Here is a 16,997-nt window from a genome sequence, read left to right on the forward strand (position 1 = left end):
GAAGATCTTTCGTTATTGGTAATGTTACCTATATTGAAATCAAATTTAATGTCACCACACGGAAGTTAACAATGCTCTACATTCTAACTAGTACAGAAACCATTCTTAACGTCGATGTTAGAGTGCAAGAAAGTCGAGTTGGTGACTCAAATGTAGAAGGTGTTTTAAACCTTAAACTTAAACAAGCATTAACGACTCAATCCTTTAAAGAACAACAAGCCTATGTAACTGCTTCAGTTACAGCTGCTTATGTGTCTTTTAATAAACTCGACCAGCGCCACCGTTTTCGCGCCAGTGTTAACTTACTAGCGTGTAATAACGAAACTTATAATTTCACCCAGGGCAGTTCAAGTAGTGGTTTAGGCTATGCGTTAGCCTGCTTTGATGCCTGGTGGCGAATCAATTTACAAAAAGACAGCTCTTTTGCTCATCCTGTATTTGCTACAGGTGAAGTCTTAACGTCAGGTCATATAAAAGCGATAGGTCATATCGTTGAGAAGCTTGAATCGACGTGTAAATATGTAGAGCAAAACAAAGACACTATTTCATCATTCTACCTTTGTTACCCTCAAGATAACGACAAAGACATCCCAGAACCGCTTCGAAAACGTGTAGAGAGTCTTGGCGGAATACTCATTCCTTCTGAGCGATTACAACACACATTAGGTCAATTATTAGGCGATGCCTACAATGGTGACCCGCTAGGTCGCTGGCAGCCTTTTAAAGGGTTAAAAAGCTTTGACTATGAAGACAGCGTACGTTTTTTTTGGTCGAGATAAAGATGTTGAACGCTTATACAGTGATATAAAACAAAACAGTGGCTTATTAATTGTTTCAGGTGCCAGTGGCACGGGTAAATCTTCTTTAATCAAAGCAGGGTTAATTCCCAAGCTAGAGCAAGAATATGATGAGTTACATTGGGCGTATTGCACACCTAATTCTCTAAAAGAAGAACAAGGTATTTTACGGTTTATTCTCAAACAACTATTTATTGCCTGGGATATAAAAAACCATAGTATTGATGAGCTAGTCTCAACACTTAATCACTCCATTGAAGAAGGAATAACATCTTTATCTTCTTTAGTAACACCTGAGACTAAACAATGCTTATTGTATTTAGACCAATACGAGGAAGTGTTTAGTCAAAGCGAGCAAGATATTGAAAGTATTGGCAGTGAGTTAAGCATAATTGATGGCCTAGCCAAAGCGCTCTCCCCATTAAATATCGTCTTAGCCATACGAAATGAATACTTAGGTCGCTTACTCGATAACCAAGCACTTCGCTCACCCATTATTTCTAATGTTGCTTCACAATTAACCTCACAAGAGTGGGAAGCCATTGTTCATGAGCAAGCACTGTTTTCAGGCATTACCTTTGAGCAAAAAGGTGATAATAATGACGCACTAGATACCATTATCATCGAAGAAGCCATCAACACTCCGTATGCATTGCCAATGGTGAGTTTTTTACTTGAGCAGCTTTATAGTAAAGCTACAGAGGAAGATAAAAACACAACGGTATTACAACATAAGCATTATCAAGCACTGTGTGGATTAACGGGGGCTATTGCTTATCGCGCATCATCGGTTTTACAAGAAAGTGAGGCATCAGAAAAAACAACATCAACCTTCTTTGATTACTTTGTTGGGGTGAATCCTGAAGGACTACCTTTTGCAAGATGTGTTGAGTTAGAGGATATTGCTTCTAATAAACCACTTGATAACCTTGTAAAAGGTTTTATCGATGCGAACTTAATTGTAAGCGTAGCAGGAGAAGCGGATAGCTCAGCCGTTAAACTAGCTCATGACAGTTTGTTCACACATTGGGATGCTTTAAAAAAATGGATTGTAGATTCTAAAGAATATCTTCTTTGGCGCTATAGTATTGACGGTCAATATACACGCTGGCAACAAGCAACAACAAACAAGAAAGACTATTTATTAAAAGATAAGCAACTACTCAAAGAAGGTAAAGGCTACCTTAAGTTAAACCTTATTCGTGACTCAAAACTGAATGAATACCTATGTACCTCATTGAAACAAAAAAGTAAAAAACAACTTAGCGTGTTATTTGTTTTTATTATTCTTCCACTGCTCCTCATTGGTCTTTATCAATGGGATAAACACCGCATTAAAACCTATTACTATTCGGCTGTAGGTGAAAGATGGAGTGTTCCTTTTGGTATCAATGAATTAACAGATGAGCAAGTGAGCCATCGAACTTTTAGTTATAAAATGGAGTATCAAGACGGAGTATTAAAGCGTTTAAGTCATGTTAATAGTGTAGGCACATTAACAAAAGATGAGAGTAGAGAAAATAATGCGCTATGGGAGTATCAATATACAGAGCAAGGAAGAATTCAATCAGTATTAGTTAAAAGTGAAACCACGAAAAAAATTAAAACAATAAACTTTCAATTTAGTGAGAACAATCAGGCAGTGGCAGTGTTTAATAAATATCCTGGTATAGCAGGCTTTTATCAAGCAACAGCTAATATAAAAAACAAACTCTATCTCAGTCTTGCTAAAGCTATAGGTTCAAGCTCATCACCCGATGATATATCCCAGGACTTGTTAACATACTCGTCAGATGGGTATTTGTTAAAACGTGAATACCAAAATCCTTATGGCACGCCAACCCCGATGGATAATAAACACTATGGAGTTTCATATGCCCCTAATGAAAATGGATTAGACAAATCTTCGTTTTTATTAGACAAGAGTGGAGGTGAATTTGGCGATTCACAAAGTGAATATCGGTATAATTCATTTGGTCAAATTGTTAAAGAAAAAACAAATAGAAATGGAAAGGTAAGTAATACGATATGGAGTTATGATAAATGGGGGAATGTAAAAACCAAAGACAAGAGTGACTCTATAGGCGATAAAAAAACACATTTCGAAGTTGATATTGATGGCAATGTTCTTAAAGAATATGTTGATGATTTAACTGGAAGTTATTTAGACCAAGGAGTAGCAATAAAAAAATTCACCTATGATGAAAAAGGTCGTATAGCGGAAGAAGATTTTTTTGATGTAAAAGAGCAACCAATATATGGAGATGAAAAGTGCGAAAAAATCTCACATCAATATGATGATAATGGCAATGGCATTAGAGATACCTGCTATAACTCAAGAGGAAATTTGAGTTTAAATTATTTAGGTTGTGCCATTACAAGCAAAAAGTGGAATGAATATAGCGACATTGAAGAGTTCCTCTGTTTAGAACAGAATAACAACCTAGCAGCAATGAGTGATATGCAAGCTGCATTGGTAAAAATAACATACGATGCCTTTGGTTATCGTAACTCCTTATCATATTATGGTGTTGATGGTAAACCCGTTTTAGGTAAGTTAGGCTTTGCAAAAGTAGCTTATAAGCGTGACTCCAAAGGTCATTTACTTGAAGAAAAGTATTTTGGGACTGATGGTGATTTAGCTCACTCAAACAAACATATTCCCCTTAAAAGGGGAGTTAGTTATAATGCTTGGGGGAAAATAATTGAGGAATCATATTTTTGGGGAGATGAAAAACGTACCCAAATTAATGGGGTTGCAAAGGCTAAGTACAAATATGATAACTTGGGTAGAAATATTGAAGTGGCGTTTTTTGATGAGTTTGATAAACCAGCCAATTGGAAAGCTTTTGATTTTCAAAAACTAATAACCACATATTCAAACAAAGGGGATTATATATCATCAATTAATCATTATGATGTAAATGGAAAGCTTAATAATAACCCTTTAAGTATAACAACGGCGCAGAATGTTATTCCAATAAAAAATACAAAAATTTTCTCAACACCTGAAGGCGCTAAAGTTTTTATTGATAATAATTTTGCTGGAATCACACCTTTTCATAAATATGTGCCTTTAGGTAAGCATAAGCTAAAAATTGTTAAAGCTGGCTATCAAGCATTAACGAGTACAATCAATATCACTCAAGGTGAAGTTCATTCATCAAACATCAGCTTATCTATTATTGCCAAACCTGAAGTCATTGATGTTAAAGCTTTAAAAGAGAAAGCCACCGCAGGAGATGCAGAATCTCAATTTCAACTAGCTTGGCATCATTCATCTTTAAATAAAAAGACGGCTGATCTTTCTGTTGAAGTTGATTGGTTGAGAAAAGCTGCTGCTAATAAGCATGCTGGAGCGATGTTTGCGTTAGGACGTTTGTATTTAAAGGATAAATCAAAAATACAGGATGGTATCTATTGGTTAAAACAGTCAGCAAATCTAGGCTTTATCGCTGCTCAAGAACATTTAGGGAATATGTATTCAATTGGATGGTACATTGAACGCGACAATGACCAAGCTTTGAAATATCACTTAATGGCAGCAAAACAAAATCATTTATATTCACAATATGCATTGGGGCAAATATACCATTATGGCTTGGGACAAGAGAAAGACCTCAAAAAGGCTATTAAATATTACTTAATGGCGGCTAATGGAGGTTATGCAAAGGCTTCCTTTAAATTGGGGCAAATATACCATTATGGCGTGGGACAAGAGAAAGACCTTAAAAAGGCAATTAAATACTTCTTAATGGCTGGGAATGGAGGTTATGCAAAGGCTTTCTGGTTTTTAGGTTATATTTATAGTGATAAACAGTATGGCGTATTTAATCCAGATAAAGCCTTTTCTTTTTATATGTTAGGAGCAGAGTTGGGGGATACTAATTCATATAGGCCTCTAGCTCTTGCCTACGAAAGAGGAGAAGGTGTTAATCTGGATATCAAAAAAAGCATTTTTTGGTACATGAAAGCCTTACAATCTGAAGATAAGGATGAAATGTCAGGTGCAGCATATTCGTTAGGTACTATTTATAAGTATGACAGCCCTGAAGCTTCTAATAGCTTTGATAAAGCGGTTTCATTTTTTAATATAGCTATTGAAGAAGGTAATGAGGGAGCTTGTTATGAATTAGCTGATATGTACCTCAAAGGACACGGTGTAGAAGTCAATTACATAAAAGCCGTTGAATTATTTAAAATTGCCCATAACAAGGGAATGAACCGCGCTACTGAGTGGTTGACTCGACACGCTGAACTATAATCTCAGCTCGGCTAGCATTTACACTTTGAATCAGAACACAGGGGAAGGCTTAACCCTGAGTTCCCCTCTCTTAAAAGTTTTCTCTTACTCATAGAAAAGCTATTGAACATCAAATTTTTACTTTGATTTCTATTTACCCACTAAAATATCAGAATTGATATTGTCACAACTAGCAATATTTTATGAATACCCGGACACATCGCTGATTTCGGAGGGGTGTTCATTTTAGTTAATTTAGAATCCCCTGACTTTTTGAGTCATTTAAATATTTAATTTCAAACTTTTGTTAATTCTTACTATTTCAGTACGTTTATATAATTGAACCCAATAAAAGCGGAACAATTATGACGAACTCTGAATATTTTAATGTTGAATTAATTAGCACTACCTCACCAGCTTACAAAAGAAATAACAGAAAATATAAAAGAATAACTGACAAGGTTCGTCAATATAAGTCTGTTGATCACTATGCAGCTAGCTATAACAAAGCCCTATTGAAATGGGAGTTCGTTGTTCAAAGTATCCTCTCTTCAATATCAAATGAAAATAAAAATAGAATCCTCAAATTTACCGATAAAAAATCAAATGTAAGGTTTAGAGAAATTGATTTTATAGCTGAGCCTACAGCTAATGAACTTATATTTTGTGAATTAAAATTAAAAGAAAAATTTAATGCTGAAATAGGAAAAAAAGCATCAGGTTGGGCACAACTTAATAAATCAATATCTATAGCCGAAGAGAATTTTAACACGCTTAGTGGTCTTTCAATTTGCGTGGATATGTCACATATGTATGGATTAGATACTGAAGCGAATGAAGATGATTATTGTCAAATAGCTGACCTTGAAAAATCATTAACATCTCCACTATTAGAGAAACGGACTTTGTGGTTAAGCTCAATTGAAATATCAAGCCTGGCAATAGAAATGGGATTGTTAACACAGTCTGATGTTGCCGAAATGAAAAAACTTCATGAAGAATATAAAAATCCTCTATCTGTTTTGAATGACGAAACAGACCATATAAGCAATAACCCTTTTCAAAACTTAGCATCATTATTTGATAACAGTGCTAATAACAATTCACTTGAAACACTTCATTAATAAATTAGGAAAAATCATGGCTAGTAAAGGCATTAACAAAGTGATTTTAGTCGGGAACTTAGGTCAAGAAACTGAAATATGAGTATTTCAAAATGGCGATTCGGTTGCCAATATCACCGTAGCAACATCTGAGACCTAGAAAGATAAAAATACCGGAGAGCAACGTGAGAAAACTGAGTGGCATAGAGTTTCTATGTTTAAAAAATTGGCAGAAATAGCAGGGCAGTATCTTAAAAAAGGTAGCAAAGTGTACATTGAAGGCAGCTTAAAAACGCGTAAATGGCAAGACCAAACAGGTAATGAACGTTATGTAACTGAAGTGCATGCAAGTACGATGCAAATGCTTGAGAGTTTAAAGAATATTGAAAATAGAGGCGCTGCTAATAACCCAAATGTTAGTCAAAATAACAACAATAATTATGCAACACCTGTTAATAATCCAACGAACATACCTTCACATTTGCCAACACATAGTTCAGGGATGTCGAGGCAAAAAAATGTTCAGCCACAGAGCATTCCTCAGATAGATGATGTTGATTGGGATGAACCACCTTTCTAAATTTGGACAATTTAAACCAGTTTGCTTTTTTGTTTATTAAACATTTTAGCTTCTTAATAGATCTAGGCTTTTTATCGTCCAGCCTAGCTCTTAATAATCACAGGACGTAGAGTATTAAAAATGAAAAATATATTTGTAACTGTTTTGCTACTGTCAACTCTTACTGCTTGCGGTGGTTCAGGGACTGATTCAGTTTCTGACTCATCACAAAATCAAGCCCCTGTAGCTAATGCAGGCATAGATCAGAATGTTGTCACAACATCATTAGTTACACTTGATGCTAGTGCGAGTTCTGACTTTGATGGAGACACCCTATCTTATTCATGGTCATTAACATCATTACCTGAAAATAGTGGTGCATCATTAACTAATTCAACGGGAGCTTCACCTACTTTTACGATTGATATTGAGGGGGCATATGTTGCTCAACTTATTGTTAATGATGGTACAGAAAATAGTGTTGCTGACACTGTGACTATTGTTGCAACAACCCCAAACTCTGTTCCTGTTGCAGAGGCAGGTACAGATCAAAATGTTGTAACCACTACTATAGTGACACTAGATGCTAGTGCAAGTTCTGACTCTGATGGAGACACACTGTCTTACTCATGGTCATTAACATCATTACCTGAAAATAGCAGTGCATCATTAAGTGATTCATTTAGTGCTGTACCAACATTTACGGTTGATCTTGATGGTACATATGTCGCGCAACTTATCGTTAATGATGGCACTGAAGATAGTGTCGCTGATACTGTAATAATTATCGCAGAAACAGCAAACTCTGTTCCCGTAGCTAATGCAGGCATAGATCAGAATGTTGTTACAACATCAGTGGTTACACTTGATGCTAGTGCAAGTTCAGATTCTGATGGTGATACATTAATGTATACATGGTCATTAACAACTTTACCTGAAAATAGCAGTGCATCATTAAGTGATTCATCTAGTGCTATAGCAACATTTACGGTTGATCTTGATGGCACATATGTTGCGCAACTAATTGTTAATGACGGCACCGAAGATAGTGTAGCTGACACAGTAACTATTATTGCAGCAACAGAAAATTCTGTTCCTGTAGCTAATGCAGGCATAGATCAGAACGTACTCGCTGGGAATATAGTGTCACTTGATGCAACTGGAAGTTCAGATGCTGATGGCGATCTTTTATCATATACTTGGTCTTTTGTATCAAAACCAACAGGAAGTAGTTCTGTACTTGATAATGAACAAGTCGAACTTCCAAGTTTCACACCTGATTTGGATGGAAGTTATGTTTTTAGTTTAACTGTTAATGATGGTTTGGAAGATAGTTTATCTGATAATGTTACAATTGAAGCAATACAACCTAAAGTTAGATTATATAAAGATAGTGGAAGCTTTTTTGGAGGAACCTTTAATGAAGTTTCATTACCATATTCATCAAATGGCACGGTAACTGCCAGTGTATCAGGCTTTCCAACCCCGACAACGTACTCATTGGGCACTTTTAAATTGCTAGCTGAAGGGCAAAACTTTACGGTTATTAATGTTGCTGTGACAGATTATACGACACAAGTTACTCCATATTTTACAGTTATATCTGATGATTATGAGTTAGTTGATGGTACGGAAGTTGAATTTGAATTAATTTCACCTTTAACTAGAGGGGCGACAGTAACGCTTAATTTTAGTTTTGAAATTCAAGAAACAGGTGATACATTTTCTTCTAGTTATACATTTACTAGTAATTAAAATAAAGTCTACAAGTTGTTTGAATGGAAAAATAACAGTTGGCTATCCAACTGTTATTTTCTACTTGCCAAATGTACTGATACAAAAGCGAATTTGAATTCAGCACTAATCAGTTAGTGCTGTTTTCTTTAATGCAGTGTTATGTTCACATAAATAACCGATATGGCAATGGAGTAATCGAAATAGAATAAGTTGGGAGAACACAAAGATGGGAAATGAGGCGAAATTTTCTTTCGCCTGGATATATAAATAGCTGGATAGATATCCCTAAAATTATTTGTTGATATTGAATTGATTATCCTAAGCAACTATCTATGATGCTTTTTTAAAATGATGCTGGTTCTGTTCAACATACATACCTGCAAGTTCAATTGAACCAAAATAATAGGTTAACATCTTATGACGCTTACCTTTTACATGCTCTGTAATATCTTCTTGTTGAATAATCTCTAGCCAAGTTTTTACTAAGGTCCATGGTGGTAGTTGCTGATTCATTATGTCATCCTTGAATTCATTAAATTCCTCTATAACATTAGACGAAGATTAATTAACAAGCTAATACCATATGAAATTTTTCCTATTCCTTTTATTGCTTATAACTATTGTTAGTAATTCAGCAGATATACCAAGCTCATTCAGTAAAGCAAAGAAGCTAGCATTAACTAAAGTTTATAGAGATAACCATAAGTCATTCTATTGTGGTTGTGCATTTAACAATAAGAAACAAGTTGATCAGGCTAGCTGTGGTTATGAGCCTAAAACACCAATAACTAGCTCAGGCAAAGAGAATATTCGTGATAATAGGATTGAGTGGGAGCATGTATTACCTGCAAGTAAAATGGGAAGTCATTTAGCTTGCTGGGGGAGTGAAAGAAGTCAATTTCCAAAATGCGTTAAATCCAATGGAAAACTCAAATCAGGTAGAGATTGTTGTCAAAAAGTTAATAGTGATTTTCGTAATGCTCATAATGACTTGGTGAATTTAACACCAGCTATCGGTGAGGTTAATGCAGATAGAAGCAATTTACCTTATACCGAAATTATTGGTGAAAAGCGTTCTTATGGGAAATGTGATTTTGAATATGACTCCGTAAATAAGGTGGTTGAGCCTTCAGAAGAAGTTAGAGGTGATATCGCTCGTATTCAGCTTTATTTAGAAGATAAATATGGTGAAGTACTTGGTTTTAAGTTCAGTGACGATAAGAAACTAATGCTTGAGCAGTGGAATGATCAAGACCCCATCAGCGATTGGGAGGTAGAGCGCAACAAGCGAATATGCAAAGCACAAGGTTCAGGTAATAATTTAATCAATGAATGTAAGTAATACTTTTTGTTTAATTAATAGGAAGTTTTGTACTTGAAAGATCCTAATTTTCTGCTTCAATAGCTTTCCAAATAGGTTCTTCATCTTCCCACCAAACTATCGTGATAAAGTCGCCATTATGATAATGAAAAGCGTGTTCATGAACAACAACGTGAGAAGCACTATCATTTCTACACCAAACACTACCATCTAAAATCTTTGCAGATTGCTCTTTTGTGTTATTAAAAATTAAATCGAAAACACATGAGTCAATAGGTGCCGTTTGTGGTGGTGAAAAGTAGTAATGTAAGTCTGAATTTTTTGAAAAATACTTACGTTTACCTTCTGAGTCATAACAAGCAAAAAATCCCATATGATAATTGGTAGAAATTGTCTTTCTCAGCGAGGCCATGAAACTTGTTTTAAAAGAATCTTTTATTAGGCCGATAGTATCAAGAGTTAAAGGGCTGTCTTTTATGATGTCTTTAACTAGGTAATTTGGCATCAAAAGCTCTGATGCAAAACTATTTGCAATTTTTTCTTTAGGGGCTAAACCTTTGCATCTTGAGTTCATATCATCATGTGAGCATAAGTTGCCAATTTTCCCTTTGTCTTTGAACCAGTGACCAAGTTCATGACCGATAGAAAACCTACGTCTTTCCATATCTGATTGACTATTAACAGTAATGATAGCTCTATCACCAGCGCCAATAATTCTGGCTTCGCACCCAGTTAAAGGTTCACTTTTTACAATAGCATCTTTATAAAATGCTATTGCTTCAATATCAATCTCAGAAGGGGAAGTAATACCAAGTTCATCGATATATAAGCTGCTAACTTCTTTCAAAACGGCTTTACTCATCGATATTTATTTCACCTAATTCAATTAAGTTATCAATAATGCCAATAGCTTCATCATTAGACAGTTCTTGCCCATCTCTAAATGCCAACGTTGTTTTTCCCTGTATAAGTAGACTAATAAGGAAGTCTTTTGCATCAAGTTGTTTTTTAGATAGAAAGTCTACAATGTGTGATTTTTTTGATTGGTGCTCATTTTGCTTATCAAGTTGAAGGCGAGCATTTTTCAGTTTGTTCTTCTTTGATAATAGAACAGCATCGGTGGTGATAGCATCTAATGCTTTTAATTGTTTATTTACATCGATATTCAATGATGAAAGTTCACTATCTAATTCGCTTTCTTCCATTGAAAAAATGGAATCATATGAAGATTTTTCAATGTTGATTATTGCGTTTTTATAGTTCATACGCCTTCAGCCTCCTTGTGAATTAACTTTCGCTTTCTCATAAAACGTTTGTATGTCGTGTCATATTTTTTTCTATCTCCATTGAACATTATATTGGTAATTTCTTTTGCTTTTAAACCATCACCAATAAGTTCAATCATAGAAATAATTTCTTTATCATCACCAAAATGTTCAGAAATTAATTGGTACTTAAGTTTAATTAAGTAATCATCCTCATCGTCAATTTCTACGTTGTTTACCTGGTTATTAACAACGTGTTCATTATCCTCAATACTCGTAGATAGATCTCTTAACCGTTGACTTTTGGACTTAAGTACTGAATTTCCTACGCTTTTCATTGCAGTGAAAAGTGAAGTCACTATGTCTACTCCTTTAGCTGCTCTTCGCGAGCCAGATAATAGTCTAGTTATCGCTTCTTGATATAAATCAATACCTTCACATTCAAGTGAGTAATCACGACAATACTTTATGCCAAACAATAGTAGTTTCTTTTTATCAGTTTTATTTAAAGTTGATAAAGCGATGATAAATTCATCAACCGTATAATAAGAATATTCCTTTTTCATACTTCTATCCTTTTAAGGCTCCAAATATTTAATTTTCTGGACATGTCCAGAAAATTAAATTTCCCTGCCTTTATATATTAGAGACCAAATCACTTTGGTTAACATTACAATATTAAATCATAAACATCTTTGAGGAGAAACAAGTTTGTCGAGTGGAAAAACACATTTAGCTGTTGGAGCTACAACGGGACTAGCAATTGCAATGGTAGATAATAAGAAGCATAAACTTATACATAACCCAGTTGTTGCAACTGCTTTAGGAGGCTTCTTTGGAAAGCTACCTGATATTATCGAGCCTGCATATCATCCTAACCATCGACAGTTTTTCCATAGCTCACTGACATTTTCTGCAATAGGTTTTGGTGTGTACAAAGCTTATCAATGGGAAGCAGAAACTGGATTTGAAAAAATATTGAGAAGTGTCATGTTGATAGCAGGCTGCTCATATTTAAGCCATCTTGTTTGTGATTCTACTACACCAAAGGGCTTACCATTAATTGGTAAGTTGTAATATTTAATAAAATAATAATTCAGGAGGATACAGTGAGTATTCAAGCTAAATTTATAAAATTTCATGACAAAATAAAACTTGGCCGTGAAGATACTGAGTATAAAAACGCGAGAGAAAAAGACGACAGTATTCTTAAGGATGTTAAAAAAGCACTAAAAGAAGAAGGTTACCCAGTTATTGAAGACTTTTTACAAGGATCGCAATCAACAGCCACAGCAGTTAAACATCCGGTTGATGACTTTGATATTGATAGATCGGTTGTTATCGCTTTTGATGATGCACCTGATGATCCTGTTAAAGTAAAAAAAATCATAATAAAAGTATTAGAAGATCGTGGATTTAAAAACGCTAAGATAAAGAAACCTTGCGTTACTGCTGATTATGCCAGTCTAAGTCTACATATCGATATACCACTATATCGTGAACAAAATGGTGAGTATGAGTTAGCTGTTGGTAAAAAGAACTCGAAAGATGAAAATAAGATATGGTCAAGCTCAGACCCTAAGGGGCTGAGGGACTGGATAAATAATAAAGATGATTATATCGGTTCTGCTATTGATAAATTAAAACAGTATAAAAGGATAGTTAGATATCTTAAAAGGTGGAGAGATGTAAAATTTAGCAACGATGTTGCGAAAAAGGTATTTTCTATTGCTCTGACTGTGATGGCAAAAGAACAGTTCAAGCCTAATTTTGATGAAAACGGTAAAGCAAGTGATCTTATAGCATTCAGGGATACGGTTGGTGCAATGCTAAATGGTTTCTACTTTGGTTATCAAGGTAGCGACCAATACAAGGTATTAGTAAATCTTCCAACATCCCCTTGGAGAGACATATTTGATGGGAGTAGCGTTAATACTGGTACTCAATTTTATAAAAAATTAACTGCTTTAAAAAGTAAGCTTGATAAAGTTATAGAGGAAGAAGATTTAATCAAGCAGTGTAGGCTTTTGAATGCAATATTTGGTGATGATTTTGAAATTCCAAGCAGTTCATCAAAAGCAAGTACTATTGCTAAAGCAACCTATGTAACAGCAGGAGCTGCTGGAACATCTCAGGGGGCTTAATGGCTGATATAGATAGTATTGTTCAGTATTTGCTTGAGAAAGGCTTTAATTGTCAAAAGTCACCAATTGATCTTTTTAAAATTATATCGGTTAAGTTAACAATATCCTCTAAACCTGTTGAGCTTATTCATTTTTTAACTGATGAGATAACTGGCTTACCTATTTTTAGTTTATCCTCGCCCACTGAATATGGTCAGTTGGCGCATGTATCTATTAATAAATTTATGGGGTATGAGTTCGGATCAATCTGCGTAAATGATCGAGATTCTGTTTCGGTAAATTTTTCAATGCCTTTGTTAGCTATTGAAGAATCGTTAAATAGGCATATTGCTATCCTAACTAAATCTATCACTGACCCTGAGTGGAATCGCCAAGAACTGTTACGTGAGTTTTCTTCAAATTGGTTAGGCGTTTGTGATATTAAAAGTAAACAAATATTGTTAACAAGCGCGAGTGGAAAACTTGAAGAAGTTGATGTTTTACGTTCATTAGCGAATTGTGATTATGGGGTTAACTCATACCATTTAGCACAAACTAAAGATAGTGACTTATCTGTCATCGCTCGTCTCCATTGGAATACTAATAAAGCAGATAGACCAATTGCAGGTAAAGCTATTATATTGCCTTTGATTGATGTTGAGCCAGCACCCTTAAAAAAAGAAGATCTTAAATGTTGGTATCTTAGCGCATTATTAAATGTAAAAAATGATGATAAAAAGATTCTTAATGAACAGTATGGACGCTGGAGTAGCAGAGAATATTGGATTATTTTTAATGTCGAAGTACCTTCAGGGAAAACCTGGTTTTGTCTGCACTTTCAAGCTAAACAAAAGCATCAATTACCATTGACGGCTAAACAATTAGAACACTGGAAAGTTAAAGCTATACCTCTGAGGCTATTTAATAAAGAAAATGTACTACCTAGAGGCGGTGCTAATCTTGATTTAGCATATAGACGAGTAGCGTTAATAGGTGCAGGTTCTGTTGGCGGTGAAATAGCCCATAAACTTTCATCTGCTGGTATTCAACACTTAGATATATTTGATTCTGATTTTTATTCAATTGATAACCTTTACCGACATATTTTACCTGAAGAGTTTTTAGGATTAACTAAGGCTCATGGTTTAGGTTGGCAATTACAGCGTCAATTTCTTTGGTCACAAGCAAAAGGGTCGCGTAGAAAACTACTAGATTTACGTAAAAGGCAGGAGTTACTGTCTTACGATCTAATTATCATTGCTATTGGTAGCCCTACTCATGAAAGATTGTTTAAAGAATACTTAATAGAAAATGAAGTTGATGTACCTGTCATTAATACCTGGTTAGAAGGCTTTGGTGTCGGAGGTCATGCAACACTTGATATTCCTGATGCTAAAGGTTGTTTGTTATGCTCATATCTTTGCCAAGAAACCTTAGCTAGAGGTCTTAATTCAAACCTTAATTTTATTGAAGCTAATCAAAATGTGACTATAAACCTTGCTGGTTGTGGAGAGCAATTTATTTCATATGGAGCGATATGCTCTGCTCAGACAGCATTAATGGCAAGTGATTTAGCGATTAAGTTTTTAGAAGAAAAGCTGACCACATCCTCAAAAGTGAGCTGGAAAGGCAGTGACCATGATGCTAAAGGTAATAATATTCAATTAACTCACCGATATTATCAATTTTCTGAGTCACTTCAGATTAAGTCTCTACATGATAAGGATTGTGATGCTTGTGGCTGAAGATAATGTCATATTTAAAAACGAATTAATTACCATCAACATTAACCCAGAAGTATACAAATGTTGGTTACAACACCGACAAATTAATAATTCTGATACAGAGCAGTTTGGTGTGTTGATTGGCTCAAGATTACCAGATGATAAAACATTTTGGGTTGACTTGTGTACAACTCCTAAACCTAAAGATAAAAGTAAACGAGCTAGTTTTTTGATGCAAGATCCTTTTCATCAAAGGGCAATAGATAAAGCATTTAAAAAATCATCTGGAGAAATGGGATACTTGGGGACGTGGCACACTCATCCGCAAAGCCACCCCATACCCTCAAATATAGATATAAATGACTGGCTTCTTTGTATGGAACGCAACCCTCATCGATTACTATTGTTTGTTATTGTTGGACAAAAGCAGACAAATATTTACATCAATTTAAATAATAATTTAGAAATAATATCAAGAGATAATAATGGCTAATGCAACGGATAAATTTTGTAATCAAGCAGCTAACTTTCCACTCGATTCATTAGATAAAGTAGATGAATTTCAGGCTAATCTTTCCAAATTAGTTATGTGGGACACTGTTGGTGTTTTTACTGATGATGGCAATAAAAATATGGTTATTTTGTTCATTCAAGATGACTTGATAGTGGCAAGTCTACGATTTTGCTTAACTAGCCCTGTTGCAACAACAGCAATTTCCCATTTGCAGGGAAGTGCTAACATAATCATTTATCGGAATATTCAAGGATATAAAATTACTGCAAACGATTTATCTTCACTTGACTCTATAAATAGTCTTTGGATAAAAGTTGTAGATCAAAGCGCCTATTTAAACCTTGATGAAGTGACAAATTTATTCGAATGTTTTGAATCCGATAGGAAAAAAGCTGGACGAGGAGATGGGTTTAAAACTGCAACAAAAAATACTGTACTTAGAGATAGTCATGGCCGATGTATGTTTACTGGTTGTGGCGAAAATCTTGATTGTGAAGATCTTACTGGTACTACAGGAAATTATTCATATCTAGCGCATAACGTAGCATCATCAGAACAAGGTCCTCGTGGTATCACATTACTATCTGAAAAATTATCTGATGTTCCTGAAAATGTCTTATTACTATGCGATAAGCATCACCGTTTAATTGATAAAGTTGCTGCTAGTGATTATACCGCGCCAACATTATCAGCTATGAGAAAAGAGTTTTGTATTGTTGCCAATAGCTTATTAGATGGTTTGAAGTATGAACCAATTCCAGTTTATGCGGTGCTTTGGCCTGTGAACTCTCAAACTGTTTCTCCACCGACTTATCTTCAAATAGCGAATAGCTTATCTAAAATGAAATTTAGAATGCACGAGCAGTTGAACACATTAAGTGATAATGAAGACTTTTTACGTTCAACTCCTGATGTCTTGTGGAATATGATGCCTGCCATTATTAATAGTTCCGCTGATAGAATATTACAGCAGATTAAAAATCATGGTTATAAAGCAGCCCTTTTCGGGTTTGGACCAATGTCAGCCCTTATTGGCTTAGGTGCTAAGTTGGGAAATAAAAGCTCTATAATTCCGATGCTGAGACATAGAGAAGGTGGGCAATGGTCATGGCCCAATAATACCGCTAGTGGAAAGTTCTATGAAGTTGAAGGGCTTGAAACCCTAGGTAAAGGCTCTGATTTTGTTATTAATATTCTGTTTACTGCGGAACCTGAAAATTTATTAAAAGCATCTGAAGCTGTTTGCACTGAAAATAATGCTCAAATAATAACAATAAGAGCAAATAAAGAAGTTATGGGCAATGGAGCAATACCACACCCTGATGATGGAATAGCATTAACTGCTGACCTTCAAGCTATTTTACACAAATTACAATCCAATTTTGGTGCCAAAACAATCCATTTATTTGCTTGTGCTTCAAATGCAGCATCAGTTTTTATTGGGCAAGCATATGATACCCATCACCCAGAGGTTATTATTTATGACTTTAGTGACAATACGATGGTGCCAAGATTACGTTTAAGAAGTGATAACCATGTTTGTCACATATCAACTTAAACAAGAAAATAATATGATATAAAACAATTAGTTTATTGGATTAATATTAATTC

At 35.0% G+C, this 16,997-nt stretch carries 14 protein-coding genes and 2 pseudogenes; 12 read left to right on the forward strand and 4 right to left on the reverse strand.

Annotation, left to right across the window (positions count from 1 at the left end; translation table 11 throughout):
• Positions 1 to 71: 71 nt before the first annotated feature.
• The 6 genes and pseudogenes from FGD67_RS21405 to FGD67_RS21965 form a co-directional block, all read left to right on the forward strand.
• Entirely contained in the window at positions 72 to 779 is a 708-nt protein-coding gene (locus FGD67_RS21405) for a hypothetical protein (protein ID WP_257173036.1), read from the forward strand.
• Positions 745 to 5,061 carry a PEGA domain-containing protein gene (locus FGD67_RS21410; RefSeq protein ID WP_257173037.1) on the forward strand — a complete coding sequence of 1,439 codons (4,317 nt, stop codon included), beginning with the start codon at positions 745 to 747 and terminating at the stop codon, positions 5,059 to 5,061. The genes FGD67_RS21405 and FGD67_RS21410 overlap by 35 nt, the downstream gene beginning before the upstream one ends.
• 344 nt (positions 5,062 to 5,405) lie before the next feature.
• Positions 5,406 to 6,164, forward strand: coding sequence for a hypothetical protein (locus FGD67_RS21415; RefSeq protein ID WP_257173038.1), 759 nt, complete (start codon positions 5,406 to 5,408; stop codon positions 6,162 to 6,164).
• Between the two features lie 16 nt (positions 6,165 to 6,180).
• Positions 6,181 to 6,723, forward strand: a pseudogene (gene ssb / locus FGD67_RS21420) (single-stranded DNA-binding protein).
• A gap of 120 nt (positions 6,724 to 6,843) precedes the next feature.
• On the forward strand, positions 6,844 to 8,457 hold the full coding sequence (locus tag FGD67_RS21425; protein ID WP_257173039.1) for a PKD domain-containing protein: 1,614 nt from the start codon (positions 6,844 to 6,846) through the stop codon (positions 8,455 to 8,457).
• Positions 8,458 to 8,663: 206 nt separating this feature from the next.
• Positions 8,664 to 8,741, forward strand: a pseudogene (locus tag FGD67_RS21965) (DUF4113 domain-containing protein); the annotation flags it as partial.
• Between the two features lie 28 nt (positions 8,742 to 8,769).
• Here the strand turns inward: FGD67_RS21965 and FGD67_RS21430 are convergent.
• Positions 8,770 to 8,952, reverse strand: coding sequence for a hypothetical protein (locus FGD67_RS21430; RefSeq protein ID WP_257173040.1), 183 nt, complete (start codon positions 8,950 to 8,952; stop codon positions 8,770 to 8,772).
• A 70-nt stretch (positions 8,953 to 9,022) separates the two neighbouring features.
• On the opposite strand from FGD67_RS21430, the gene FGD67_RS21435 reads away from it, so the two are divergent.
• Positions 9,023 to 9,781, forward strand: coding sequence for an endonuclease (locus FGD67_RS21435; protein WP_257173041.1), 759 nt, complete (start codon positions 9,023 to 9,025; stop codon positions 9,779 to 9,781).
• Between the two features lie 43 nt (positions 9,782 to 9,824).
• Here FGD67_RS21435 and FGD67_RS21440 read toward each other — a convergent pair whose 3' ends face one another.
• The 3 genes from FGD67_RS21440 to FGD67_RS21450 are packed head-to-tail and all read right to left on the reverse strand — an operon-like array spanning position 9,825 to position 11,591.
• Positions 9,825 to 10,622 (reverse strand): ImmA/IrrE family metallo-endopeptidase, encoded by a 798-nt coding sequence (locus tag FGD67_RS21440; RefSeq protein ID WP_257173042.1) that lies wholly within the window; start codon positions 10,620 to 10,622, stop codon positions 9,825 to 9,827.
• Entirely contained in the window at positions 10,615 to 11,025 is a 411-nt protein-coding gene (locus tag FGD67_RS21445; protein ID WP_257173043.1) for a hypothetical protein, read from the reverse strand. Before FGD67_RS21445 ends, FGD67_RS21440 begins: the two co-directional genes overlap by 8 nt.
• Complete coding sequence (locus FGD67_RS21450; RefSeq protein ID WP_257173044.1) at positions 11,022 to 11,591, reverse strand: hypothetical protein; 570 nt, start codon at positions 11,589 to 11,591, stop codon at positions 11,022 to 11,024. The genes FGD67_RS21445 and FGD67_RS21450 overlap by 4 nt, the downstream gene beginning before the upstream one ends.
• Before the next feature lie 145 nt (positions 11,592 to 11,736).
• Between FGD67_RS21450 and FGD67_RS21455 the strand changes: the two genes are divergently transcribed.
• The 5 genes from FGD67_RS21455 to FGD67_RS21475 are packed head-to-tail and all read left to right on the forward strand — an operon-like array spanning position 11,737 to position 16,944.
• A complete protein-coding gene (locus tag FGD67_RS21455; protein WP_257173045.1) occupies positions 11,737 to 12,102 on the forward strand; it encodes a metal-dependent hydrolase in 366 nt (121 codons plus the stop codon).
• A gap of 32 nt (positions 12,103 to 12,134) precedes the next feature.
• Positions 12,135 to 13,169, forward strand: a complete 1,035-nt coding sequence (locus FGD67_RS21460) for a nucleotidyltransferase (RefSeq protein ID WP_257173046.1) — start codon at positions 12,135 to 12,137, stop codon at positions 13,167 to 13,169.
• Entirely contained in the window at positions 13,169 to 14,893 is a 1,725-nt protein-coding gene (locus FGD67_RS21465; RefSeq protein ID WP_257173047.1) for a ThiF family adenylyltransferase, read from the forward strand. The genes FGD67_RS21460 and FGD67_RS21465 overlap by 1 nt, the downstream gene beginning before the upstream one ends.
• The gene (locus FGD67_RS21470) at positions 14,886 to 15,365 is read left to right on the forward strand and encodes a Mov34/MPN/PAD-1 family protein (protein WP_257173048.1); all 480 of its coding nucleotides are present in this window, start codon (positions 14,886 to 14,888) and stop codon (positions 15,363 to 15,365) included. Before FGD67_RS21465 ends, FGD67_RS21470 begins: the two co-directional genes overlap by 8 nt.
• Positions 15,358 to 16,944 (forward strand): SAVED domain-containing protein, encoded by a 1,587-nt coding sequence (locus tag FGD67_RS21475; RefSeq protein ID WP_257173049.1) that lies wholly within the window; start codon positions 15,358 to 15,360, stop codon positions 16,942 to 16,944. The genes FGD67_RS21470 and FGD67_RS21475 overlap by 8 nt, the downstream gene beginning before the upstream one ends.
• Positions 16,945 to 16,997: the final 53 nt, after the last annotated feature.

The organism is Colwellia sp. M166 (assembly GCF_024585285.1).
In the GTDB taxonomy this organism is placed as follows: Bacteria; Pseudomonadota; Gammaproteobacteria; order Enterobacterales; family Alteromonadaceae; genus Cognaticolwellia.

Excerpts from the sequence above, each read along its gene's own strand:
- FGD67_RS21430 (WP_257173040.1), bottom strand. The coding sequence starts at position 8,952 with ATGAATCAGCAACTACCACCATGGACCTTAGTAAAAACTTGGCTAGAG.
- FGD67_RS21415 (WP_257173038.1), top strand. The coding sequence starts at position 5,406 with ATGACGAACTCTGAATATTTTAATGTTGAATTAATTAGCACTACCTCA.
- FGD67_RS21405 (WP_257173036.1), top strand. The coding sequence starts at position 72 with ATGCTCTACATTCTAACTAGTACAGAAACCATTCTTAACGTCGATGTT.
- FGD67_RS21425 (WP_257173039.1), top strand. The coding sequence starts at position 6,844 with ATGAAAAATATATTTGTAACTGTTTTGCTACTGTCAACTCTTACTGCT.
- FGD67_RS21465 (WP_257173047.1), top strand. The coding sequence starts at position 13,169 with ATGGCTGATATAGATAGTATTGTTCAGTATTTGCTTGAGAAAGGCTTT.
- FGD67_RS21440 (WP_257173042.1), bottom strand. The coding sequence starts at position 10,622 with ATGAGTAAAGCCGTTTTGAAAGAAGTTAGCAGCTTATATATCGATGAA.
- FGD67_RS21435 (WP_257173041.1), top strand. The coding sequence starts at position 9,023 with ATGAAATTTTTCCTATTCCTTTTATTGCTTATAACTATTGTTAGTAAT.
- FGD67_RS21410 (WP_257173037.1), top strand. The coding sequence starts at position 745 with ATGAAGACAGCGTACGTTTTTTTTGGTCGAGATAAAGATGTTGAACGC.
- FGD67_RS21450 (WP_257173044.1), bottom strand. The coding sequence starts at position 11,591 with ATGAAAAAGGAATATTCTTATTATACGGTTGATGAATTTATCATCGCT.
- FGD67_RS21475 (WP_257173049.1), top strand. The coding sequence starts at position 15,358 with ATGGCTAATGCAACGGATAAATTTTGTAATCAAGCAGCTAACTTTCCA.
- FGD67_RS21445 (WP_257173043.1), bottom strand. The coding sequence starts at position 11,025 with ATGAACTATAAAAACGCAATAATCAACATTGAAAAATCTTCATATGAT.